The following is a 24,389-nucleotide window of genomic DNA, read 5'->3' as shown; positions in this document are numbered from 1 at the left end:
CATGCGTCCTGGGGCGCTGCAACCGCCGCGAACCTTTTTCACACCCACCGTGGTCGGACATCCCATGGCGACGGGGACTGCAGTCAGCCTCAAACACGTTCGTAAAACCTACCAGCTGGCCGAACCCGTCCACGCGCTCGACGGTGTCGACCTCGAGATTCCGGAGGGCTCTTACACTGCGATCATGGGACCCAGCGGCTCCGGCAAGTCGACGCTGATGAATCTCGTCGGCTGTCTCGACACCCCCACCGACGGCACCGTCGTCGTCGGCGGGCAGGACGTCGGCGACCTCGACGACCGCGAGCGGACCACCCTCCGCGGGACGACGGTCGGCTTCGTCTTCCAGACGTTCAACCTGATGCCGCGGCTCACCGCACTCGAGAACGTCGCCCTGCCACAGCTCTTTCAGGGGATCAGCCGCGGCGAGCGAAACGATCGCGCACGCGAGTTACTCGAGCGCGTCGGGCTCGGCGACCGAATGGATCACATGCCGAACGAACTCTCCGGCGGCCAACGCCAGCGCGTCGCGCTCGCTCGTGCGCTAGTGAACGATCCGACGATCGTGCTGGCAGACGAACCCTCGGGGAATCTCGACACCGAAACCGAGGCCGACGTGCTCGACCTCTTCGACGAATTCCACGACGCCGGCACCACCATGCTCGTCGTGACCCACGAGCGTCACGTCGCCTCGCGCGCAGAGCGGATCGTCCACCTGCTGGACGGGCAGATCGAGCGGATCGAAGAGCTCGATGGCAGTGAGACGAGTCCGCGGTCGAGCGCTGGACAGACTACTGGTCACGATCGTGACCACGGCCACGACCACGACCCCGATCACGACGAGCGCACAGGACCCGCAAGCGGAGCAAACGGCTGATGCGACCACTCGAGTTCGGCCGACTTGCCTGGCGCTCGATCGGGAGCCACCGGTTGCGCTCGGCGCTGACGACGCTGGGGATTATCATCGGTATCGCGGCGGTGATCGCGTTCGTCACGCTGGGTGCGAGCCTGCAGGCTGGCTTGCTCGGTGACATCAGCCCGGACGATCAGCGGAATCTCTACGGGTGGGCCGCCGATCCGGACACAGAAGGTGGGCCGCTCGCGGGTGCACAGCCGGTGTTCACGCAGGACGATCTCGAGCGGGTCGACGAACTCGAGGACGTCGACGCGGCTTATGGCTATATGCCGATTTCGACGCAGGCGCTGGCCTACGACGGTGAGCTCACGCCACAGAGCGATGCGTTGATAGCGGCGGGGCCGCCGTACATCAGACCGGCAACGATCGACGAGGGCCGGCAGTTCGAGATGGGCGAACGCGAGGCAGTGATCAACCCAGCGGTGGCCGGCCAGTTCGAGGAGAACGTCTCCGTCGGCGACGAGTTGACCATCGTCAGGCAGGGCGGCGAGCAAACCTCGGTGACCGTCGTCGGCATCACCGACAGTTCGGAGGGACTGAGTCCGTTCGAAGGATTCGAGCCGTCGCCGCGGGTGTACGTGCCGACGGATCCGTACTACACGGAGGAGGTAGACGGGATCGGTGCCGGATTTGAAGATGGCGAAGCAGCTGAAGACGAAGCGGGCGAGGCAGAGCCAGCCGACGACGATAACGACGAACCGGCAACCGCCGAGGACGCCAGATTCCTCGCAATCGTCGTCGAGGCACCCTCCGCCGACGAGGGAGATATCGATCAGGCTCGCGACAGCGCACTGGCCGTACTCGAGAGCGGCGACTCCGACGCGAGTGAGTTGCTCGGCGACGACCTCGAGATCACCATGCAGACGAGTACCGAGTTGCTCCAGCAGCTACAGGACGTACTCGACCTGCTGCAAAACTTCATCGTCGGCATCGCGGCTATCTCGCTCGTCGTCGGGTCGATCGGCATCGCGAACATCATGCTGGTCAGCGTCACCGAGCGCACCCGTGAGATCGGGATTATGAAGGCCGTTGGTGCACAGAACCGGGACGTACTGGGGCTGTTCCTGACGGAGGCGGTAGTGCTGGGAATTATCGGTGCTATCCTCGGGACGGTACTCGGACTCGCCGTGGGCTATGCCGGGGCGTGGTACATCGATATTCCGCTCGTCTATCCCTACGAGTACGTCGCGCTCGCGGTCGCCGTAGGAATTCTCGTCGGCGTTCTCTCGGGGCTCTATCCCGCCTGGCGAGCCGCTCGAACGGATCCGATCGACGCGCTCCGGTACGAGTGAGGTGGCAAAAAGAAGCGACCGTCGTACGGACGACGTGTCACTGGACGTCCCGATGCCGGTACGACTACGGGTACGTGTTCTCCTGGTTGGTCTTGCAGTCGGTGCTCGTCGTCTTCTCGGTCACGCCGTTCACCGTCGTCGACGAGGTCGACTTACAGTTACCACCTGGGAACTGCTTACTGCGGTTCGATTGTCTGATCGAGACGGATCCCGAATCGGTTCCTGACACCGTAGCACTGTTTGACTGTTTGACCCGGCTCGTCTGGGTAGCCGAGGGCTTCGATTTCTTTGCTTTGAGCCAGCTACGACGTGCCGCAACTGACCCCGTGAACGCTGTCGGAACGGCAACGGCCGCAGCCGTCACACCGGCCGCTCGGAGGGCTGTTCGTCGGTCGAGCACTGCGTGCTCGTCCTGTTTCTGTTGTTATCTGTCGGTGCTCATGCGACTTCGTCTGCCTCCCCTGAGGCAGCTATACATATGTCACCGGTAAACATAAACAAATCCGCAATAAAGACGAACGGTCAATGAAAGTCGTTTGTCGTAAAAGAAAATGACTCAGGCTTGTTTCCAGAAGACAATAGTCCACATCTACACCTACTGGGAGACAAACGGGAAGAACCGAGTTACGGCTGATTCCGGCCGTCGCCATCGGCTCCTGAATCGTCGGTCTCCGAGGGATCAGCGTCGGTGTCCTCGTCGGTCTCGCGCCATCGTGTCGCCTCTCGATCGGAACGGTCTGGTGCCGTCATGTCGGTGGAAGAATCGGTTTCGGCGTCGTGATCGCGGTCCGTCTCCGAGCGAAGACGGCGGTCAGCCGCTGGAGACCCGTAGCGGTCGGGACGAGTAGAGCGATCCGATCGATCGGACGAAGGTGGCCCATTGGGAGGCGATCGCGAGCGGTCAGCGCGGTCGTGGTGCGTCGTAGACGACTCTGTCGAGCCGGGAGCACGTGAGGACCGTGGCGCGCGCACGCGGCGGCCGCGTGGCCCCTCGCGCCGTGACGGCTCCGTCCCGATCGTCTGATTCGTCCGGTGTCGCGCCGACGGGAACTCGCGGGCGAGGTACGACCCGAGGACGCCCCCGAGCAGCGAGAGGCCGACGGTGTAGAGCAAGACGACCGTCGAGAGCAGTCCGAAGAAGGCGAGCACGACGACAAAGCCCTCGAGCGGGACGGCAGCGACGCCGAAGCCAAAGCCGAAGAACCCGAGGAAGACGAAGGCGATTCCGATAATCGGAACGAACATAACCGCACCGGCGAGTGCGCCGACGAGCGCGCCGTCTCTCGTCTCCGGCCCCTCGAGAAAGCCGGCGACTGCGCCCCCGATTATCGTCGAGAAGGGGATGAACGAGAGGACGACGGCGACGACCGCCCCGATGAGCGCGTTGATGACGGTTCGGCCACGACTCATAGGCAACCAACGACGGGCAGCGAGAAAAGTGCCCGTGGTCGAAACGACTCGTTTCCGAGCGCTGTCCAGTTCACTCCTTTTCTAGGCACGGTCTATAGTAGCCGCTGAAAATCACGAGACACCAGATTGTACGAGGGCTGTGGACCACCGTGAGAACCGTTTCAGTCGGTACGGTGGTGGGAATGCCAGTAGCAACTCACCCAGGGTTAGCGACTGTTTTTGAGTGGACCTCTTCAGATCGCTCGTTTTTGTGGATGATAGTCAGGCGCTCAGGGAACCCAGACATCAATTCGAGCGTGACTTGATAGGGAACATTACGGCCAACATCCGAGACAATTTCAGAATCTACTTTGTTGATACAGATTATGATCGTTATTTCGCCATCTTCTATGATCATATTTTCCAAGACGACTTGATGCGTTTCGTCCCCCGTTGGGAAGACGCCCTCAACGACGATTTCGTTAGAGGGCTCCAGCCAACGTACGTCGGTAGATGTCTCGCCTGAAAGAATACTAGGAGGGGTTGTCAATCCTGAAAGATTGGTGAAGCTCCACGATCGCACATGCATAGTCGTCATATCTGTGTGAAGGAACGTAAACAGCCTCGGGCACGGTGGCCCGAGGCTTTTCTAGGTTCCCTCAGCTGTGCGCTAGCACTCCCTGTTCCGCGAGGGAACGGGATGAGGTTGGGCGGCTTACGCGCCCCGACCCGGACAGACGCACCACCCGCACCTGCGGTTGGGTTTTGTGAGTCCGGTAATTCGTCGTATTACCGTCGAGCTTCGCCTTTTCGCGCCACGCGATGTTCACCGACGCATTCCGGTCAGCGTGATCTTGCGCCAGATTACACTCGTCGTTCGTACAGCGGAACCGCCGTCCTTGCCGATACCCACGCTCACCACAGCACGAACACGTCTTCGAGTTGTAGTAGGCATCAACCGTGTCCGTAGGAACCTCCCGCCATGTCGCCTTGTACGAGACGAACGTCTCGAACTTGTGAAACGGCAGTTTGTGCAATCGACGGTTCATATACGTCCCGTACTGCATTTCGTGGCGGATGCCGCTCATATCCTCGAACACGATGACCGGGTCCGAGAACTGCGCTGCGAACTCCACGACAGCACGGGAGAGACGATGAAGCACCCACTCGGTGAACCGCACCTCCTTGTCACCGAGTTTCCGGTGGATGCTCGTCTTGCCGTGTTCCTGACAGCGGGTAGTTATGGTGTGGTAGCGTTGGCGTTCCTGTTTGACTCGTCCGTAGTCGAGGACGAGTGTGCCCTTCGTCCGCATCGTCTCGCGGTCAAAGGCGGTGAGAGCGACGTTACGCTCGTTGATGTCTACGCCGACCACAGTCTCAGCGGTGTCGGGTTCGGGCACGTCGAACTCGCGTGTGACCGTGACGTGTAGGTAGTACACGCCATCGCGGTACAAGAGTTCAGCCTGCCCCACATCCACCTCATCCGACGTGATCGCGTCTCGCAGGTCATCCATCGCATCCGGCTCACCGCGCAGGTGGCCTTTCACCTTCTTGTAGGGTTTCGGACTGATTCGAACTTGGACGCGGTTCGTGTTGTCGTCCACAGTGAGACGATAACCTTCCGTGTGAGCCATCACGAGCGGGTATGCACCAGATTTGTCCGTACTCGGCGGCGTCGGCTTCCCTCCGTTAGGGTCGTCTTGGTTCTCCCACCACTCTTTGAGCGATTGGTAGGACCCCCACGTTTGGAGGGCTTTGCCGACGACCGCGCACTTGTTGTTTCGCAAGAAGTCGTCGCGGTCAACCTCTCTCTGTATCTCGGTGCGATTGTATCCCTGTCGTTTGAGACGGATGGTGTCGTTGAATATCTCACGTGACGCGAGGCGGGCGTCGTGAAGCCACGACCGTTCACCAGACGCTATGTGAAGGCGCGTCTGAATTGTCTTCGTGGCTTCCTGACCCATACTTTGACAATCGTTCTAACCAATCATAAATGTGGGGATTCAGGATGGAGGAGTACCGCATTCATGCGCATTCGGTTAGTTCCTGCAAGTATCACTTCGTGTGGTGTCCAAAGTCAAGCAAAGCGAAGCTTTGCGTACCTCGCGGGATCTTTGATCCCGCTCAGTACCGCCATCCTGTTCTCGGTGTGGTGCAAAAGGACGTGCGGAAGTTATTTGGTGAGACCGCTGACCACTTCGGACACGAGATTTTGGCGTTGGAGATTGCAGACGACCACATACACCTGTTCGTACAAACAGACCCGAAGCACAGTCCAGCAGACATCGCTCGGCAATTCAAGTCGTACTCTGGAAAGCACTTGCTGGAGCGGTATCCCGAGATTCGAGAGTCGAATTTCTGGGGCGGTGGATTCTGGAAGGTCGGATACTACGTGGGAACGACAGGTGCGGTGTCGGAGGAAGTGGTTGAACGGTATATCGAAGAGACGGAACACGCGCCGGAGTGACGCGCTTCACCCCCGCCCATGGTGTTGACGCAAATCGGAGATTTGCGAAAGCCGAAAACCGTAGGTTTTCGGAAGGGCGGGGAACTCGCGCTGCTTTTCGTTTAGATTGTCACTGTCCATACGGAACCACTTCCGACTGAACGCACCTACTGCTGCGTGCACACACGCAGAAAGCAACGACTACTGCCAACCGAGTCCTGTGACTGGGCAGGGACCTTAAGCCCGCGCGGCATAATATGCGACTAATGGACCGACGGACGTTCGTCCGCGGCGTCGGCGGCGGCTCGGTCGCCACACTCGCCGGCTGTCTGACCCGCAACGGCGAGAACGAAGAACACGCCGCCGAAACGGGCCCGCTGCGGGTCGCGACCTACACCTCCTTCGCAACCGGCTCAGACCACGGACCTGATACCGATACCGATACTGATACCGGTCCCAATCCCGAGCAGGCCCCCACCCCCGCCGGCGACTGGTTCCGAGAAACCGTCGAAGACGAGTTCGAGGAGGAAATCGAGTGGACCGTCCCCGAATCCGGCATCGAACACTACATCCAGCGCGCCCGCCTCGACGCCGACATCGACACCGACGTCATCCTCGGCCTCACCGCGAGCGAACTCGCACTCGTCGACTCCGTGCTCGACGCCCACGGCGACACGCGACTGTTCGAATCGCTCGAGCGCGACCGCTTAGAGCACGCCGACCGAATTCAGTCCGATCTTGCCTTCGACGACCCGCGCGACCGCGTACTCCCCGTGGGCACCAGCTACCTCTCGCTCGTCTACGACGAGGCGGTACTCGAGTCCCAACCCGAGACGTTCGAGGACCTTCTCGAGCCGACGTATGCGAATACGTTGCTCGCACAGGATCCGCGCGTGTCGAATCCGGGGCAGGCGTTTTTCCTGTGGACGGTCGCGGAGTTCGGATCGGGCTCTGACATGCTCTCCTTCTGGGAGGAGTTGCAGGCGAACGGCGTTCGCATCGAGGAGCGCTGGACGGACGCCTACCGGGACGCCTATCTCGAGGGCGATCGGCCGATGGTGGTCTCCTACTCGACAGATCAGGTGGTTGCGGCGGCGACTGACCGAGACATGCAACGCCACCAAATCGCGTCGCTCGACGACACAGGATATCAGAGTACGGAGGGCGCTGCAATCTTCGCGGACACGGCGCAGCCGGAGCTCGCCTACGAGTTCGTCGATCTCCTGTTATCGCGGCCGGCGCAGGGGGAGCTCGCGACGCGAAACGCGCAGTTCCCCGCCGTCGAAGACGAGTACGTCGACCTCGATGCGACGTTCCTCGAGAACGCACAGGAGCCAGCCGAGGCAGTAACGCTCACCTACGACGACCTGGAGGGAGAGTTCGCGACCTGGCTCGAGACCTGGACCGACGAAATCGCAGATTGAGCCACAGAAGGCAGTGAGAACTCGGTGCAGTTTTAAGACGGCGAACGTGGTACGTCGCCGCGCATGGCCCTACAACGGATACTCAGCGGTGACCCCTCGAAGACGTCGAAGCTCTACCTCGCGATCGGCGCCCTCTCGCTGATCAAAGCGATTGCAGTGCGAGACGACAAGAATCGGTTCAGACAGGAGTTGACGGACGCCGGGCTCTTCATCGGCGTCGGTCTCGCGCTCAGAAAGTACAGTCAGCTCAAAGCGGAGAAGCGCTCGGAGATCGAGTCCCAGGTTCCCGACTGGGCGTTCGATGTCGCCGAATCCGCAGCAGCGAAGCAAGCGGTCCAAAGCGCGGCGGAACGCGGACTGCGGAGTCGCTCCCAGCCGGAACCGGAGCCGGGTATCCGTGATCGAGCGCGCGGACTGCTCTCGAGTTGGTAAGCGGACGGGACCGATGAAAAATCGGCGGAGCAAGGAATCGGGAACACGGGAAATCAGAACCAGGGAACCAGAAATCCAGCCGTCGGACTGGTAACTATCGACTTCGTCAGTCGTCTGAAAGCGCGTCACTCAGCGCACCCGTACCGCCGACGATCGGAAGCCGAGCGGCGCTCTGTTTCACGTCGAGCGTGAGTTCTTTCTCCTCCGGCGGCCGCTGCGTGAAGTCGTAGTCCGTCGAGAGGACGGCGATACCGATCCGGTGGTCCGACGCGAAGACGTGGTCGTCCGGCTGGAGGTCGAACGAAAGCCGGTACGGCGTGCCGGGCTGGATGGCGAACGTCTCCGAGTCCGACTTACGGTTCTGCGGGTTCATCCACCCGCGGTTGATGATTTCGGTCTCCCCGTCCGGCCCAACGTCGACCAGAACACCCGTCACGTTCGCCGACTCCGAGTCGAACGAGAGCCGTACGTCGAGTTCGACTGTACCGCTCAGGTGAACCTCCTCCGCGAGTTGCGCCGTCGTATACAGCAGCCTGTTTTCGGACTCCTCGGCCGCGATCAGCTCATCCGCCGGCGTGTCCGGCTCCGCTGGATCAACGACCGTCTCGGTGACCGGCCGGCCACGCGTGTGCTCGAGTGTGAGCCCGCCCGACGTTCGGCCACCCGGCGTGAAGTTGAGTTCGGCCTCGCTCGTCCCCGGAACCGGCCACTCGTCGTACGTGGTCCAGGAGTCGCCCTCCCGCTGGACCGTCGCCGTCGGCCCGTCCATCACGTCGTTCTCGACGCCGAAGAGCCAGCGCGTCCACCACAGGTTCAACTCGTCGAGCCAGTCATCCGGCCGATGGCTGAGTGGACTCGAGTGCCCGCCCTGGTGGAGCCAGATTTTGCGCGAGACGCCGGCCTCGCGCAGTGCGTCGTACCACTGGGCGAACTGCTTGGTTTTGACGTTGTCGTCGTTGAGCCCGTGGGTAACGAGGACGGCGGCCTCGACGTTGTCGGCGTCGTGGACGTAGTTGCGGGCGTCCCAGAACTCGTTGTAGTTGCCAGTCTCGCGCCCCTGATCGGCTTCGATCTGTTCGAGGATCGGTTCGGCGACCTCCCGGTCCTCTCTTGTCGTGACCCAGGCGGCGAGCTGATAGGCGTCCTCGCCCTGCCAGCCGCCGGGGGCGACGACGTGGCCGTTCGCTCTAAAGTAGTCGTACCAGCTCGAAATTGCGACTTCGGGGACGATGGCCTCGAGGCCGTCGACGCCGGTCGCTGCGACGCCGTTCGGCAGCGTGCCATTGTACGACGCGCCGATCATGCCGGTCTTGCCGGTGGTCCACTCGGCCTCGACTGGGTCGCCGCCGGAGCGGGAGTCGTAGGCCGTCGCACGGCCGTTCAGCCAGTCGACGACGGCTTTGATGCCGTTCACCTCGTGTTCGTCGCCACAGGTGTTCGCACCGGTCGACTTGTGCGTGCCGCGCGAGGAGGCGTACGCGAAGACGAATCCTCTGGGAACGAAGTACTCCTCGTACGTGCTCGGTCCGATCCAGTCGGTTGCACTGCCGCTGAACGCCGTCAGGTCGTCGGTGTCGACCGTCTGCTCGGTCGACGTATCGCTTCGGGGCCGATTATCGCGACCCGGTTTATCGGGTTCGTACAGCGATACGTCGACATCGTAGAGGTCGGCCGTACTCATATCCAACCCGCCGAAGTACGGACTGGGTTCCATAATCACCGGCAGCGCGAGGTCACTGTCTACGGTCGATTCCGGCCTGGCAATTTCGACGTGAATCCGGTCCAGATCACCGGTGCCGGTCGTGTCGGTCTCCGTTTCGACCCAGAACTCCTCGCGGAGGACATCGTCCTCGGCGAAGACGGGTTGGGCGCGCCCGTCCTCGAAGACCGGACCATCGGCGTCCGTCGCCGTAGTTGCGGTGGCTGCTCCGGGAACCACCGCCGCACCGATTCCGGCAGCGGCGTACGTTCCGAGTGCCTCACGGCGTGTGAGGCCGTTCTCGCTCGACTCCCCGTCGTGTGGTATGTCATCTCCGAACATCGCCAGAGATAATCACGGACAATTATAAGTAACTTTTGCGAGAAGTATTGAGTTCTCTATAGGTAGTCGACCAGTTACTGCGAAACGGGAAAGCGAAACGCACCGAGACCGAGTCGGCTACTGTGAGGACGGAACCGGCTCGAGTTCTGCCGTAAAGTGTCGAATCTCGGGCATCACTGGGTCGCTCGCGAGCTGGAGTCCGGAGACCGTCTCGCGCTTCTCGAGGACGGCCTCGGCAGTCTCGACGACGTGATCGAAGTGCTCGCGGTGATACGTGCGCCGCGGGACGGCGAGACGAACGAGTTCCGGCCGGTCGGTGTCTGGGAACGCGAAGCTGCCGAGTTCGACGCCGCGAACGCCGCCCTCACGGTAGAGTTCGCAGGCGAGCACTTGACCGGGGAACTCCGCGGCGTCGAGGTGGGGGAAGAGTTCGCCCGCGTCGATGTACACCGCGTGGCCGCTGGTCGGCGTGTAGACCGGTACCCCCACGGCGGCGAGCTGTGCGCCGAACTCGCGGACCTGCTCGATGCGGTCCTCGAGATAGGCGTCCTCGACGGCCTCGCGGAGGCCCACTGCCATCGCGGCCACGTCGCGGCCGGCCATCCCGCCGTAGGTCGGGAACCCCTCGTAGAGGATCGCGCGCTGCTTGCACTGCTCGAACAGCGCATCGTCGTCGGTGGCGACGAAGCCGCCGGCGTTGACCAGCCCGTCCTTCTTGCCGCTCATCACGAGTGCGTCGGCATAGCCGAGCTGTTCGCGGGCGATGTCGGCGATCGAGGCGTCGGCGAACTCCTCCTCGCGCTGGCTGACGAAGTAGGCGTTCTCCGCGAATCGGCAGGCGTCGATGACGAACGTGGCGTCGATCTCGTCGGCGAACTCGCGGACCTTCCGGGTGTTTTCGACGCTGACCGCCTGGCCCGCTGCCGAGTTGTTCGTGATCGTCTGAACGACGACCGGGATGCGCTCGGCACCGTGTTCCTCAACCACGGCACGGGCGCGCTCGAGCGAGAAGTTCCCCTTGAACGGCTCGTCGGCGTCCGGATCGTGCGCAAACTCGACCGGGCAGTCGACCGGGTCAGCGTCCTGATTCGAGATATGCGCACGCGTCGTGTCGAAGTGCGTGTTGTTCGGAACGACGTCGCCAGCCGAGAGAAGCGACCCGTAGAGGACGTTTTCGGCACCGCGACCCTGGTGCGTCGGGACGACGTTCGAAAAGCCCATCACGTCTGCGACGGCCGCCTCAAGTTCCTCGAAACTGCGAGAGCCGGCGTAGGACTCGTCGCCGCGGATCAGGGCGGCCCACTGGGCGTCGCTCATCGCGCCGGTGCCGCTGTCCGTGAGCAGATCGACGAAGACCTCCTTCGAGGAAAGATTGAAGAGATTGTAGCCGGCAGCCTCGAGATTTCGCTCGCGTTGTTCTCGAGAGGGGAGCCGGATTCGCTCGACCATCTTCGACTTGTATGCGACCATAGGGACTCGAGAACGCCACGCGTGTTCAGTCTAGCTGGAACCTCGTGTTCGCTTTCGTCTCGAGGAGTGCGTTTACGGCCAGACAGGGACATTGATGGACGGAATCGCGAGCGTGCTACAGAGAGCGGGCACGAAGAGTACGATAACGAATGAATAAATTATTGTCAATTATGCCAATAGGTGTTGTATGTTAGGTTTGAAATTCGTACTCGTTGGAATAAATCTCGTACTGGCAGCAACCTTTTTCGGTCCCTCGACTGGGTTGCTGGTGTACGCAGGACTTGCGCTCTCGATCGTTGGCCTCCTCGTAGGGCCTGAAGACTCGCTACAGCAACTCAGCAACACAACCCAGTAGCGGTCACTATGGTATAGTAACAACTGTTCGAAACGCTAGGACAACTTGGAACGCGAAAGCAAAACTAGTCGACGCCTTCAGAACAGATCCTGCGTCAACTCGAGTGTCTTCTCGCGGTCGTCCCAGTCGACGAACAGCGCGACGCTGGTCGCACTCGTGATAACGTCCTGCAGGTGGATGCGCTCCTCGGCGAGCGGGTTGACGATCTCACTGATGACGCCGGGCTGATTGGGGAGTTCGCCGCCCGTCACGCGGATGACTGCCACCGGCGAGTCGACGGTGACACTCGAGAGCTCGTCGCGGGCGATGACCTCGCGGTGGAGAATGTTCTCGGCGCGTTCGGCTTCGTCCTCGTCGATGTAGAACGTGACCGAGTCCATGCCACTGGCGACGGCGTCGATGTTGACGTCGCTCTCGCTCAGTGCGGCCGAGAGGTGGTGGAAGATGCCGGGTTCGTTGCGGATCGCACGGCCGGCGACGGTGAGGCAGGCGAGGGGGCGCTCGCGAAGGTCGACGAGGTTCTCGAACTCGCCTTCAATGCTCGTGCCGCCCGAGAGGAGGTCGCCGTGCTGGTAGTGGACAACGCGGACGTTGAGCATCTCGTCTTTGTAGGAGAGCGCGGAGGGGGCGACGACTTCGGCACCGCGAAACGAGAGATTTCGCAGTTCGTCGACGGAGATCTCGCCGACGTTTCGCGCGCCTTCGACGACTCGCGGGTCGCCGGTCATGACACCCTCGACGTCGGTGACGATGACGACCTCGTCGGCGTCCATGTACTTGCCCATCATCACGGCGGTCGTGTCGCTGCCGCCGCGGCCGAGCGTCGTGATCGAGCCGTCCGGCCCTTCGGCGAGGAAGCCGGTGATGACCGGGACGGTTTCGTCCATTTCCGCAGCGACTGCTCGAGCGCGCTCGTTCGTCTCCTCGACGTCGACTTCACCGTACTCGTCGGTGACGACCGGCCAGCCCTCGCTGCCGGGTTCTAAGAATTTGGCGTCGATGTCGCGGGCCGAAAGCGCGGCCTTGAGCATCCGAACGGAGGTCCGTTCGCCCATGCTCACGATCTGGGCGCGGTCGGCTTCGTCCGTCTCGAACGAAATCTCGTCGAGCAGTTCGTCAGTGGTCGACCCCATCGCGCTCGCGACGACGGCGATTTCGTGGCCGTCTTCGACGGCGGCTGCGATCGAGTTTGCGGCTCGATTGATACGGTCACCGCTACCGAGGCTCGTCCCCCCGAACTTGGCTACAACGCGCATAGGGACACCTCAGTTCGTCCAATCGAGCGAATACCGGTGGCGTGGCTCATACTGGGTCCGTTACCAGAGCGAGCAGATAACTGTGTTCCCTTCCACGTATTTTTCCGGTGTTCTGTCCCCTGTCGTCGGCGAATGCACATTTTCAACCATCAACGATACCGACCACTGTCCACGCTATTGAGCCGGTTGTTGTGAGCCGATCAGCCAGTCGGGATATGGGAGAACCCGGGCAAGTCGGCGCCGAATTGCGGACGGATTTATATTTGTGCGTGTCTTTACCACACACCGATGAACGTACGGGACGCACTCGAGGCCGACGCGGACGCGCTGGCGGCAATCGCCGACTCGCCAACCGACGTGATGCGAAACCTCGTCCACGATCGTACCGTCCGCGTCGCCGAGGACGGCAGCCACGACCCGAACGCCGACGTCTCGAGTTCGGGCTCGCAGTACGGCGGCTCGGATCCGGAGGACCTGCTCGGCTTCATTAGCTTCGATGCGCGCGAGAACACGGTGCACGTGACACAACTCGATGGGACGGGCGAGGCCTGTCGGCAGTTGCTGGCGGAGCCGGTCCGGTTCGCAGAGCGCGAGTCGATGGCGGTCGAGGTACTTGCGCCCCCAGAAAACGAGTCGATCGAATCGGCGGCCGACGAACTCGGATTCACGAGGGAGGGGCGCGGACCGCGCTTCGACGGCTCGCAGACAGTTCGGTTTCGACTGGAGCCGTCGTAGCTGATGCTGGCGGTGTACGTGTCGTCGACTGCGCCACGCGCGCCGGAACGAGCCGTTAGCTGAATTTCTGTACCGTTACGTCCAGCGTGTCGAGGTCGACGATCGGTGCGAACCCTGAATCAGGATTGATGTTGACGCTCTTCTGGAAGTCCGTCTGGGCCTGCCAACAACCCGAGTTGATCGCGAGCACGTTGTGGTACTTTCCGAAGCCGAGCTTGTGGACGTGGCCGGTGTGGAAGATGTCCGGCACCTCGTCCATCACGAGGAAGTCCTCCTCTTCGGGTGCAAGGCGGGTGTGGCCCCCGAACTGCGGCGCAACGTGGCGCTTCTTCAGGAGTTGGTACATCGCCTTGTGCGGCTCGTCGTAGCTCGCCTTCTCCTCGGGGAGTTCGGCGATGACCTCGTCCAGCGAGACGCCGTGGTACATGAGAATAGAAACGCCCTCGACGGTAATAGTAGAGGGATTACTCACGATCTGTGGGTCGTGAGCGGACATGATATCGCGAAGCCGGTCGTCGAACCCTGGCTGGGGCTCTGCGAGCCGAACCGCGTCGTGGTTACCCGGAATCATGACGATGTCGATATCACCGGGAACTTGCTTGAGGCGCTCGTTAAAAGCCTCGTACTGCTCGTAAATGTCGACCACGTCGAGTTCCTCGTCCTGATTCGGGTAGATACCGACGCCCTCGACCATATCGCCCGCGATCAGCAGGTACTCGACGTGCTGGGCCTGTTCCGTGTAGAGCCAGTCCGCAAATGCGTTCCAGGCATCCGCCATGAACTCCTGGCTGCCGACGTGGACGTCGCTGATCAGCGCCGCCTGCACGTGACGGTCCGCCGTCGACGGCTCGTGCGTGCGTGGTACGTCCGGGAAGTACATCGAGTCGACGAAGGCGATCCCCGCGTCGTCCGAGAGGGTACCCTCCATCGCCAGCACCTCATCACAGAGCAGTTGGTCGACCATATCGGCGAATTCGCGGTCTTTCATCACCAGCCACGGGAACGTGCCCGTGGCGTCCTCGAGTTCGATCAGCCAGTGGCCGCTCGCCGTCGAGCGGATGTCGTTGACCAGGCCGACCATTCCCGCCTCGCTGCCGCCCGGCATCGACTGAATAGCCGTCGCGGGCCGGTGGTTGACCCGCCCGCGGAGCTTTCCGCCGAGACGCTCGAGTCGGTCACGGAAGACGGCGACGAAGTCCTCGTACTCGCCGGTTCCCGTACTGTCACCGGTCATGTCGCCAGCGATCTCGAGCGAGCGAAGCGAGGGATCGCTGTTGCGTTCGATCTGCGCGTTGGGCTCCGAGTCGGTAGTTGGGGCCGGTACAGACCCCCCTGTTTCAGCTGGAACTGACCCTGCCGAGTCGTGCTGATCTGCGGGACGAGTTCCAGTCGAAACGGAGGGGTCTTCGCCAGCCGCGAGCACCGCCTCGACGTGATCCGTTCGAACGACCAGCGCATCGTCGGGCATCCCTTCGACGACCTGTTCGAGGACGGCCGCGGGTTGGTCCGCCGCGGCGATATGGGTCACCGCTTCGCGTTCAGCGTTGTAGCCGCGGCTCGTGAGTTCGCTGACGATCCGGGCCGGCCCCTCGAGTGGCACACCAATCGTATTCGTGACCTGGGGCAAAAGGATAGCGAATCAAGAACGACTCGGGACGTGATCTGGGCGACTTCACGTGATTCGACTGAGCAGAAGGTTGATTGTAGCCCCCAGCAAAAAGCGGGATGATGAGCGGCCCTGATCCCGGTGGGACTGACGACGATGTTGGCGATCGGCGTCGTGAGCGTGATCACGAGAGCGACAGCGACAGTGAGCGAGCGCATGATCACGAGCACGAGCACGAATACGAACACGAATCCGGGTCCGAAATCGGGACCGAATCCGATCGTGACCGTGACCACGAACGGGAACGCGAACGCGAACAGGGACGGGAAGCCGGACCGAACCCACGCGACGACCGCAGCAACCGCAGCGGCCGCGACGACCGCAGCGACCGCGGCGACCATGGCGACCGCGTGACCATCGAAGACGACGGCGTCATCCGCTGGTTTCTGCGCTCGAACGACGGAACGGTCGTCATCGTCAGAGACATTCTGAGCAGTGTTGCGATCGTCGCCGCGATCGGTCTCCTGTTGTTCGCTGTGAGTGGGATCTGGCCACCGCTGGTTGCCGTCGAGAGCGGCAGCATGGAACCCAACATGGAACGCGGCGACCTCATCTTCGTCGTCGACGACGACCGCTTCGTCGGCGACGATCCCGCCGACGAGACCGGCGTGGTGACACTTGAGAACGGCCAGGACGGCGGCCACGAAAAGTTCGGCGAGCCTGGAGACGTGATCGTCTTCATGCCTGATGGCGACACCGGACAGACGCCGGTGATACACCGGGCACACTTCTGGGTCGACGAGGGTGAAAACTGGGTCGACACGAAGGCAAACGAGGAAATCGTCGGCGGCGCAACCTGTGACCAGGTTCGGACCTGTCCAGCGCCACACGACGGGTTCGTCACGATGGGAGACAACAATAACGGCTACGACCAGTACCAGGGCGGAGCCGCGACGACGATCGTCCATCCCGACTGGGTGACCGGCAAGGCGATGTTCCGTATCCCGTGGCTCGGCCACATTCGCCTCGCGTTCGACGAGTTCTTCGGCGGCATGCTCGGACCGATCGCACCCGGCGCGACGGGACTGATCGACGGCGAACTGCTCAATCTCATGAGTACTGCCGGAATCGGTGTTGGTGCCAGCGCTGGGCTTGGAGTCGCTGCTGCAGCACACCGATTCAGGGCGTAGTTCGGTCGGGAGTATCCGGTTAGGAACATCCAGACAGGTACAGCCAACCAGGAACAGACCACAGCCGGTCTGTCAAACCAAGACGCAGTCAGTCGTTCTCGCCGGACTCGATCTCGAGTACCAGCGACTCACGATCGGCGAGTTCGTGGACTGTTGGATCAACTGACTCGCCGTCGACTTCGACCGTAATCGTTGTCTCCGAATCGCGTTCGTCATACACCGTTCCGTCGAACGTTACCACGTTCGAGTCGTCGACGCGCTCGTACTCGAAATGGGGGAGAAGGTCGAGTCCTTCCGCGACGGTCGCTCGTTCCTCGCCCTCCATGTACCAGTAGTCGTCGAACTCGTGGAGGTGGAAGTCTATCGAGTCGTTGTCGGCGTGTTCGGCCTGGATCTTGTCCATCGACTCGATCGACTCGCCGTCGATGGTGATCTCAATCTCGCCGCGTTCGAACTCCTCGATCTCACCGCCGTGATCGTCGGAGAGACAGCCGCTCAGCGCGAGGAATCCGGGAAGGCTACCGAGTCCCGCGAGGACCGTTCGTCGCTGCATACTGGAGGAAAGCGAGTCTGCAGTTATGCGTTCTTCGGACGGTCCGAGCGAGCGGGAACCAGAACTGAACAGGAAAGGGCAAGGAAGGGCAGGGCAGGGCAGGGCAGGGCAGGGCAGGGCAGGGCAGGGCAGGGCAGGGCAGAATAGGGAGAATAGGGAGAATAGGACAGGGAACAACAGAACAGAGCAGAACAGGCGGGGACACGCTTGCAGTCAGTTCTCGAAGCGCGCCTGCACGAACGGCTGAATGTCGTCGATATCCGAAAGCCGGGAGTCAGAGAGCAACACAGCCTCCGTCTCGTCGATCGGTACCGAGAGGCTGATCTCCTTGGTTCGGCCGTAGCGACCCTTGGAAACGACGACGGCGTTGACGATCCCGAGCATGTCGAGTTCGCTAATCAGATCCGTGACCCGGCGCTGCGTGAGAACATCAGCGTCGATCTCTTCACAGAGACGCTTGTAAATGTTGAACACCTCGCCCGTGTTGATGCTGTGAACGCCGTTCTTCTCGAGGAGGATAATCGCGAACAGGACCAGTTTGCTCTGGGTCGGGAGGGTGCGGACGACCTCGACGACGCGATCGAGTTCGATCTTGTCCTGCGCCTGGCGAACGTGTTCCTCGACGATGGTTTCGGCCTGCGAGCGCTCCGCGAGTTCGCCCGCCGTCCGAAGGAGATCAAGTGCACGACGCGCGTCCCCGTGTTCCTGTGCAGCGAAGGCCGCACACAGCGGGATGACATCCGCGGACAGTGCGCCCTCCTTGAACGCGACCTCGGAACGGTGCTGGAGAATATCCCGGAGCTGATTGGCGTCGTACGGCGGGAAAACAATCTCCTCCTCACCCAAACTGGACTTGACGCGCGGGTCGAGGAAGTCAGTGAATTTGAGGTCGTTCGAAATGCCGATGATCGAGACGCGAGAGTTCTCGAGTTCGGAGTTCATCCGCGAGAGATTGTAGAGCGTGTCGTCACCGCTCTTCTCGACGAGTTTGTCGATTTCGTCGAGCATGATGACAACCACCCGCTCGTCGTAGTCGACAGCGTCGAAAAAGACGCTGTAGACGCGATCCGTCGGCCACCCGGTCATCGGTACCTCTTCGAACGAATCCTTGTCCTCGCGAAGGGACTCGATCCGTGCGTCGATGTCGGCAACCGATTCGAAGGCGGTCTCCTCGAGTGGATGCGATGGCCGATTCGAGGGGCTACTACTATACCCCTCTTGTTCGACTGGAGACTGTGAACCGTCTACACCCACAGATCCTCTCTGTCCAGGGTCGTTTCCAGTCGAAACGTTGCGGTGGTGTTCGGATTCTGGCTGGGTCGACGGTGAGCCCGCAGCGTCCTCGTGTTCGGATTGTGCGGACGCCTCCTCGTATGCCGTGACATCGTCACGAAGCGCCTGCAGCGACTCGATCTGGTCGTCGATTCGCGCCTTGTTCTTCTCGATGAACTTGTTCGCGAGCTGTGCGAGCACGCGATACTGTGTGTCGGTGACCTCGCAATTGATGTACTCGACGTCACACGGGACGCTGTACTTCTGGGAGGTGCTCTCGAGTTCCTTGCTGACGAACTTCGCGCTCGCGGTCTTTCCCGTCCCGGTCTTCCCGTAGATGAGGATGTTCGATGGTGTTTCGCCACGCAGCGCGGCGACCAGAATGGTTGCCATCTTGTTGATCTGGTCGCTTCGGTGGGGGAGTTCGTGTGGTGTGTACGACGGGCGAAGGACTTCCTTGTTCTCGAAGATCGGTTCGCCGCTCAGGAGGTCATCGAACAGGCCCTGGTTCGAGTCCTCGTCACTACTTCCGAGGTCGGTGTCGCCGAAATCGGTCGAGAAGCCGTGTGTGTTGTCCGTGTTGGAGAGTGTACCGCCAGTGGTGGTTTGAGTATCGGTGCCTGCCCCAGCGTCGATCTCCGAATCGGTATCGGCGGCAGTACCACCACTCTCGACGGACGTCTCAGTCCCGACAGAACCCTCAGTATCGACGGTTTCGGAATCGAGAGTGTGGGTAGTCGATACTGGATCGGAGTCACTGGATGCTGACTCGCTCGCAGTAGGCGTAGTCTCCGCTGTGGATGTGTTCTGGGCTGGTGGGTTTGGCGATCCATCAGCCGCCTCTGTAGCCGAACTCGAGTCGTGGTCCGAACTCGTGGACGAAGACGGGTCGGTCTGTTGAGAGGAACGGTCGTCGGCTGTGGAATCGTTCTCCTCTGACCCCATTCCTGTGTCCGTGTTCGAACCTGTTTGTTCCGTTTCGTCGTCTGACATTCGTCGTACACGTACCCCCTTGTTTCGAGTGCAGATCCAAACCCGACGGCGAGGATATAACGGTGTAGGCGAGCCAACGAGGCTGGTCTACTCTCCTAACGACCCGGTTCGGATCCAGTTGATGCAAACGAAACAGAGGAAGACGGTGATATTAAATTCTTCCCTTCCATTCACGGACGGTGAGTGATTCACGGAACAGAACAGTCAGAACGCACTACCCGACTTTCGGATAGAGTTGGCACTCAAGCGGGTGGTACAGTTCGTGTTGTGGTCGGTGATCCTTCATGTGGTGATCGGTGACCAGCCTAATCGAGCGATTCGTCTTTTTGTCTATTCGGGTGGTCCGTGAGAGTATCTGGGACCGATTTCAGGAGGGTGTCGATAGTCTGTACGGAGAGGGATACGAAGACCGTGAGAGACGAGAGTGGCCGAAGAGGCTGTGGAACGACAGTCGCAGTATACCAGCACTTATAGAGTGTAACGTGTGCGTACGTGTGTAGTTACAGTATGTGCGTATGTGCGTACGTATACAGCGTGTGCGTACGTATACGACGTGAAGTAGTAACGAGCTCATCGACGGTTGAATCGGCATCGGACTGTGAGTAGCAGTTGTGAGTGAGAGTCACACGTATGCGTCGATCTGAGGCATAGGTGTGGAGAATGCGTGGGTCTGAGAATGTGAATTCGGATGTGAACTGTTGCCACGAGTCATACCAGCAGCGAATCAAGAACTCTGTAGCGCGATGGATCGATGCCCCCCACCCCCTTGTTTCAACTGGAGAGCTGTGAGAGAGGGGTGGGGAGGGACGACTTCTAGAACGAATGGATTTATAATGATGGGTGAGAAATACGGTCCGTACCACTAGCAGATTGATATTTTTACTAGAGCTGTTGGTTTTATTGCTAGCTGTTACTAGATCTGCTCCTTTCAGAGAGATCTGTTACTAGACCATCCGTACTCCCTGTTTTCTCCCGACAGACCCTCTGTATTCGCGTTCGAGACGAAACAAGGGCCATCACAACCGATCATCTGCCACTGTTCCACCCCACAACCTCGTCACTCTCCAGTTGAAACGAAGGGGTGGGGGTGTTCAGAACGCGCTATGTTTCGACAACACCTCTGAAATCTGACTACCTTATATTGATCTAGCGTATTCTAGTCCACATTTGTTACATCTAGTACTCTATGAGAAATACAATCTCTATCAACTTCTACCAATTCCTACCAACTTCTACTAACCTCTCCCAGCTTCTACCGAACCGTTATCGACCTCTATCAATCCCTCTGGATTTCTATACACCTCCGATCTCACTCTCACGCCACAGATACAGCTTAGATTTCAATCTTCAACTGGAGTTCAGGTTTCAGTCTCCAGATACTGCTCAGACCTATCGGTGTCGCTTGGTCTCTGAAGCACGCTCACCCTGTATTTCGGTAATCCGCACCGTCGCAGCAACACCACAGTTCGATTGTGCCGACGAACCTGACAGGAATCTATGCTTTTTCATCTGAAAATCAACACGTTTGACGTAGGCTTAAGTGAGTTCAGTCAGTAGTACGCGCAGATGCACCCCGCGGTGCTGGAGGGCCCTACAGATGGGACTGTTCACAGAACTCAAAGATAGTATCTCTCGGGTTACGGACCGCCTGTTCTCCGAACAGGAACCCAAACGAATCGGTATCTATGGTCCACCGAACGCTGGAAAGACGACGCTCGCGAACCGGATCGCTCGCGACTGGACTGGCGATGCGATCGGGACTGAAAGCCACGTTCCACACGAAACGCGGCGCGCGCGCAGGAAAGAAGATGTTGAGATCGAGCGCAACGGCAAGACGGTGACGATCGACATCGTCGACACACCGGGTGTCACGACGAAAGTCGACTACGAGGAGTTCACCGACGAAATGGAGGAGGACGACGCAATCCGTCGCTCTCGTGAGGCGACCGAAGGCGTCGCCGAGGCCATGCACTGGCTTCGCGAAGACGTCGACGGCGTCATCTACGTCCTCGACAGCGCAGAGGATCCGATCACGCAGGTCAACACGATGTTGATTGGCATCATCGAGTCTCGGGACCTGCCCGTTCTCATCTTCGCGAACAAGATCGACCTGGACGACTCGAGTGTCAAGCGCATCGAGGACGCGTTCCCGCAGCACAAAACGATCCCGCTGTCCGCAAAGGAGGGTGAGAACATGGACGAAGTCTACGAGAATATTGCGGAGTACTTCGGGTGAGCACCGATGCCAACAGCAACTAACGCGGACGACTCCGATCCGCCGGACTCCGACGGTGTCCAGATCGATCTCATCAGCGGTGAGCGCATGGATAGCATGGCGACGATGGAGAAGATCCGGATGATCTTAGACGGCGTCCACGACGGGAATATCGTCATCCTCGAGGAGGGGCTGACTCCGGACGAGGAGAGTCGACTCATCGAGGTGACGATGTCCGAGATCAGCCCGGACGAGTTCAACGGGATCGAAATCGAGACCTATCCCAAGTCGGAGACGCGCGATTCCTCGCTGCTTGGTCGACTCATGGGGTCGGACGAGACCGAGGCGAAACTGACCGTGATCGGACCAGCGAACCAGATCGAGACACTCCACAAGGACGAAACACTCATCAGCGCACTCGTCTCCCGTGATTAGCGCACAGTCAGTGAGGAGAGTGAGAGACTAATGCCACACGAATGCACGAACTGCGGTCGGACGTTCCCGGATGGCTCCAAAGAGATGCTTTCGGGCTGTCCTGACTGCAACGGGAACAAGTTCCAGTTCACGCCGTCGTCTGCGACGAACGCGGATGCAACGTCAGCGTCGGATGCGTCTGGTGGTGCTGGTGCTAGTGCTGGTTCGTCCGATTCGCCCAACTCGCCCGGTTCAGCCGACTCCCGTGACGGATCTGGAACACAGCGTTCCGACTCCGACCCTAGCTCCAACTCACCCCCGGATCAGGGCACGGACTCGAGTGGTGTCACGAGCCGCGCAGCCGAAACGGTCCGCGACTGGGTCACTCGAGACGACACCGAGGATGCACCGGATCCCTCGACGGCGTGGCCAACGTCGCCGGCGTCGGAGACGGATTCGAATCCATCGTCAGCTGATGCTGGTGGTGCTACTGAAACTACCGGTACTGCTGATGCTGCTGAAACCACCGAAACTACCGGTGGCACCGATGCCGCTGAAACTACTGGTACCTCCGATACCACCACTGACAATACTGCCGATACCGCAGGCACCCTCGACTCGAACGCCAACCCTGCGCGCGGATCCGACGTAGACGCGAGTTCGGAGGCAGCGACAGGACCGGAGTCGGAATCACAGTCGGATGAGTTCGGCTCCTTCAAGGAGTGGCCGGACAGCGCCCGGCGTCCGGAGGATCGGTCGTCTGCCGGCGAAGCTGCCTCCTCTTCCTGGGAACAGGCATCTTCGTCCGCTCGTTCGTCTCCCGACACGGACGAGGCTGCCAGCAGCGAGGGGTCTGCTTCGAGTGGACCACGCTCACGCCAGCAGCGGTCGGACTCGAGTTCGGAGACTGCGACATCGCGGTCGACGACGATGGCGAACAGCGAGAACACGGCGCAGTCGGATGCACGAAGCGAGTTCGTCCCGTCGGACGAGTTGCCAACGGGGACGGCGACCAGCGCCTCGTCGCAGTCGACACCGACGAGTGATGAGCACGGAGAGAGTGCTGCGGAACGTCAGGCCTCTGTCGAGCGCGAGTCTGGTGAGCCAGCGGCGTCTGCGAACGCAGAGCCCGGTGGCGAGTCGGAGCAGCCAGCCGACGACAGTCCGCCGGACCACGGTCGCGTCGTCAGTGAGCCAAGCGGTGAGAACCCGTCGATGGAAGAACTCCGGGAAGAACTCAACAAGCAGTTCGAGAGCATTCGGATCGTTCGTCCCGGTCAGTACGAACTCAATCTGATGGAGCTCTACAACCGCGAGGAGTACATTATCTCGTTACAGGAGGACGGCCGGTACGTGATCGACGTTCCTGATTCCTGGCGAGATGGCGGCGAAGAGTGAGCACATCGGTCGGCCGAGCAGAGTGAACCCACTGTTCGGCCGGGACAGATGGATTTAAGCGACGCGGGCGACAGTTCCCGACCATGAGCACTGCAACCAAGGTCGTCGTCACGACGGTCGCTGTATCGGCGCTGCTGTCGATCCTGCTGATCTTCCAGAACGTTTTCGTCTGATGTTCGAGGCTCGTGACCTCTCACGCCCGGTCGAGGCAGTTCGAGACGAGCACGCGCCTGACGCGCTCGTCTTCGACTGCGAGCGCGACTTCGAGACACTCCCGCCGGCGCTCGCCGAGGATCTCGGGCTCGTGGTCGACACACTCGAGCCGGCGAGCTATCCGGCGGCGTGGCTGCCCGAAGAGACACCCACGCTGCTGTCGCGATACGCGAGTTCCGATCTGACGATCGGGATGCCCGGTGACGGCAGCGTCGTCTGGACGCGCCAGACTGAGCCGCCGCTCGTCCTCGTCAAGCCCCGAGTCGAGGGGTCGCCGGAGTCGTTCGTCGATTTCCTTCTTGCGGAGGCGTTCGTCGAACTCGGGCTCGATGCCCCCGAGCACTTCATCGGCTTTTTCGAGGACGAGTATTCGAAGCTCGATCAGGCGGTCGATCTCGACCCGAACAGCACCTACCAGATCGCGGCAGCGCTGTACGACGGCTGGCTCGGGCTCCAGACCAGGGCGGTCTTTGCCGAGTGGCACGACCACGCAGACCGCGCAGAACTCGGTGACGCCTGGCAGGACGCGGGAACACGACTCGAGGATCGGGTTGCTGGACTCCCGCGTGCGGTCGCACGCGGCGAGACGGATTTCGCGGACGCGACCGAACTCGCCTGTGCGTCGATCAAGCACGCGATCGAGTTGCCGGCACCGTTTGCAGCACTGGATACGAGCGCCTACCGGGATCACGGCCCCGAGTACGCGATCCGGTGGGCGGAGAAGACGTTCGACGCGCTCGCAGAGTGATGGATTCGCTCTCCAAATAGCGCTTACTGTATCG

The 24,389-nt window shown here is 60.9% G+C and carries 20 protein-coding genes; 12 read left to right on the top strand and 8 right to left on the bottom strand.

The genetic code is table 11. From position 1 onward, the window contains the following. Positions 1 to 64: 64 nt before the first annotated feature. Positions 65 to 874 (top strand): ABC transporter ATP-binding protein, encoded by an 810-nt coding sequence (locus tag BBD46_RS20325; protein ID WP_071403476.1) that lies wholly within the window; start codon positions 65 to 67, stop codon positions 872 to 874. Next, positions 874 to 2,205 (top strand): ABC transporter permease, encoded by a 1,332-nt coding sequence (locus BBD46_RS20320; protein ID WP_071403475.1) that lies wholly within the window; start codon positions 874 to 876, stop codon positions 2,203 to 2,205. Before BBD46_RS20325 ends, BBD46_RS20320 begins: the two co-directional genes overlap by 1 nt. Positions 2,206 to 2,829: 624 nt before the next feature. Here the strand turns inward: BBD46_RS20320 and BBD46_RS20310 are convergent. Both BBD46_RS20310 and BBD46_RS20300 read right to left on the bottom strand, forming a co-directional pair. Beyond that, the gene (locus tag BBD46_RS20310) at positions 2,830 to 3,615 is read right to left on the bottom strand and encodes a DUF5518 domain-containing protein (protein WP_071403473.1); all 786 of its coding nucleotides are present in this window, start codon (positions 3,613 to 3,615) and stop codon (positions 2,830 to 2,832) included. A gap of 638 nt (positions 3,616 to 4,253) precedes the next feature. Beyond that, positions 4,254 to 5,558: an RNA-guided endonuclease TnpB family protein gene (locus BBD46_RS20300; protein WP_071403471.1), complete on the bottom strand. Its 1,305-nt coding sequence runs from the start codon at positions 5,556 to 5,558 to the stop codon at positions 4,254 to 4,256. A gap of 44 nt (positions 5,559 to 5,602) precedes the next feature. On the opposite strand from BBD46_RS20300, the gene tnpA reads away from it, so the two are divergent. The 3 genes from tnpA to BBD46_RS20285 all read left to right on the top strand — a co-directional run bounded on the left by tnpA (position 5,603) and on the right by BBD46_RS20285 (position 7,896). Then, positions 5,603 to 6,061 carry an IS200/IS605 family transposase gene (gene tnpA / locus BBD46_RS20295; protein WP_084777842.1) on the top strand — a complete coding sequence of 153 codons (459 nt, stop codon included), beginning with the start codon at positions 5,603 to 5,605 and terminating at the stop codon, positions 6,059 to 6,061. 245 nt (positions 6,062 to 6,306) lie between these two features. Beyond that, positions 6,307 to 7,464, top strand: a complete 1,158-nt coding sequence (locus BBD46_RS20290; protein ID WP_071403470.1) for a thiamine ABC transporter substrate-binding protein — start codon at positions 6,307 to 6,309, stop codon at positions 7,462 to 7,464. A gap of 63 nt (positions 7,465 to 7,527) precedes the next feature. Then, complete coding sequence (locus tag BBD46_RS20285; RefSeq protein ID WP_071403469.1) at positions 7,528 to 7,896, top strand: hypothetical protein; 369 nt, start codon at positions 7,528 to 7,530, stop codon at positions 7,894 to 7,896. A gap of 106 nt (positions 7,897 to 8,002) precedes the next feature. Here the strand turns inward: BBD46_RS20285 and BBD46_RS20280 are convergent, their stop codons facing one another. The 3 genes from BBD46_RS20280 to BBD46_RS20270 all read right to left on the bottom strand — a co-directional run bounded on the left by BBD46_RS20280 (position 8,003) and on the right by BBD46_RS20270 (position 13,018). After that, positions 8,003 to 9,937 (bottom strand): Xaa-Pro dipeptidyl-peptidase, encoded by a 1,935-nt coding sequence (locus BBD46_RS20280; protein WP_071403468.1) that lies wholly within the window; start codon positions 9,935 to 9,937, stop codon positions 8,003 to 8,005. A 117-nt stretch (positions 9,938 to 10,054) separates the two neighbouring features. Further along, positions 10,055 to 11,407: a tryptophanase gene (locus BBD46_RS20275; RefSeq protein WP_071403467.1), complete on the bottom strand. Its 1,353-nt coding sequence runs from the start codon at positions 11,405 to 11,407 to the stop codon at positions 10,055 to 10,057. Positions 11,408 to 11,839: 432 nt separating this feature from the next. Further along, complete coding sequence (locus BBD46_RS20270; protein ID WP_071403466.1) at positions 11,840 to 13,018, bottom strand: aspartate kinase; 1,179 nt, start codon at positions 13,016 to 13,018, stop codon at positions 11,840 to 11,842. Positions 13,019 to 13,306: 288 nt separating this feature from the next. On the opposite strand from BBD46_RS20270, the gene BBD46_RS20265 reads away from it, so the two are divergent. After that, positions 13,307 to 13,753, top strand: a complete 447-nt coding sequence (locus BBD46_RS20265) for a hypothetical protein (RefSeq protein ID WP_071403465.1) — start codon at positions 13,307 to 13,309, stop codon at positions 13,751 to 13,753. A 55-nt stretch (positions 13,754 to 13,808) separates the two neighbouring features. Here the strand turns inward: BBD46_RS20265 and BBD46_RS20260 are convergent, their stop codons facing one another. Beyond that, entirely contained in the window at positions 13,809 to 15,353 is a 1,545-nt protein-coding gene (locus BBD46_RS20260; RefSeq protein WP_071403464.1) for a DNA-directed DNA polymerase II small subunit, read from the bottom strand. Between the two features lie 128 nt (positions 15,354 to 15,481). Between BBD46_RS20260 and BBD46_RS20255 the strand changes: the two genes are divergently transcribed. Continuing rightward, the gene (locus BBD46_RS20255) at positions 15,482 to 16,549 is read left to right on the top strand and encodes a S26 family signal peptidase (RefSeq protein WP_071403463.1); all 1,068 of its coding nucleotides are present in this window, start codon (positions 15,482 to 15,484) and stop codon (positions 16,547 to 16,549) included. 88 nt (positions 16,550 to 16,637) lie between these two features. Here BBD46_RS20255 and BBD46_RS20250 read toward each other — a convergent pair whose 3' ends face one another. Both BBD46_RS20250 and BBD46_RS20245 read right to left on the bottom strand, forming a co-directional pair. After that, the gene (locus tag BBD46_RS20250) at positions 16,638 to 17,102 is read right to left on the bottom strand and encodes a hypothetical protein (protein ID WP_071403462.1); all 465 of its coding nucleotides are present in this window, start codon (positions 17,100 to 17,102) and stop codon (positions 16,638 to 16,640) included. Between the two features lie 213 nt (positions 17,103 to 17,315). Continuing rightward, a complete protein-coding gene (locus BBD46_RS20245) occupies positions 17,316 to 19,367 on the bottom strand; it encodes a Cdc6/Cdc18 family protein (RefSeq protein ID WP_139173730.1) in 2,052 nt (683 codons plus the stop codon). Between the two features lie 1,597 nt (positions 19,368 to 20,964). Between BBD46_RS20245 and BBD46_RS20240 the strand changes: the two genes are divergently transcribed. The 5 genes from BBD46_RS20240 to BBD46_RS20225 all read left to right on the top strand — a co-directional run bounded on the left by BBD46_RS20240 (position 20,965) and on the right by BBD46_RS20225 (position 24,355). Beyond that, entirely contained in the window at positions 20,965 to 21,603 is a 639-nt protein-coding gene (locus BBD46_RS20240; protein ID WP_006653393.1) for an Era-like GTP-binding protein, read from the top strand. 6 nt (positions 21,604 to 21,609) lie between these two features. Beyond that, positions 21,610 to 22,017, top strand: a complete 408-nt coding sequence (locus tag BBD46_RS20235) for a DUF2073 domain-containing protein (RefSeq protein WP_004267523.1) — start codon at positions 21,610 to 21,612, stop codon at positions 22,015 to 22,017. A 30-nt stretch (positions 22,018 to 22,047) separates the two neighbouring features. Beyond that, positions 22,048 to 23,394, top strand: a complete 1,347-nt coding sequence (locus BBD46_RS20230) for an OapC/ArvC family zinc-ribbon domain-containing protein (RefSeq protein WP_071403461.1) — start codon at positions 22,048 to 22,050, stop codon at positions 23,392 to 23,394. Between the two features lie 83 nt (positions 23,395 to 23,477). Beyond that, positions 23,478 to 23,567: a hypothetical protein gene (locus BBD46_RS23660; RefSeq protein ID WP_004267525.1), complete on the top strand. Its 90-nt coding sequence runs from the start codon at positions 23,478 to 23,480 to the stop codon at positions 23,565 to 23,567. Beyond that, positions 23,567 to 24,355 (top strand): DUF7089 family protein, encoded by a 789-nt coding sequence (locus tag BBD46_RS20225; RefSeq protein WP_071403460.1) that lies wholly within the window; start codon positions 23,567 to 23,569, stop codon positions 24,353 to 24,355. The genes BBD46_RS23660 and BBD46_RS20225 overlap by 1 nt, the downstream gene beginning before the upstream one ends. Positions 24,356 to 24,389 lie beyond the last annotated feature (34 nt).

It is taken from the genome of Natrialba sp. SSL1 (assembly GCF_001861355.1).
Classification (GTDB): domain Archaea; phylum Halobacteriota; class Halobacteria; order Halobacteriales; family Natrialbaceae; genus Natrialba.
This window is presented reverse-complemented; position numbering and strand designations above follow the sequence as displayed.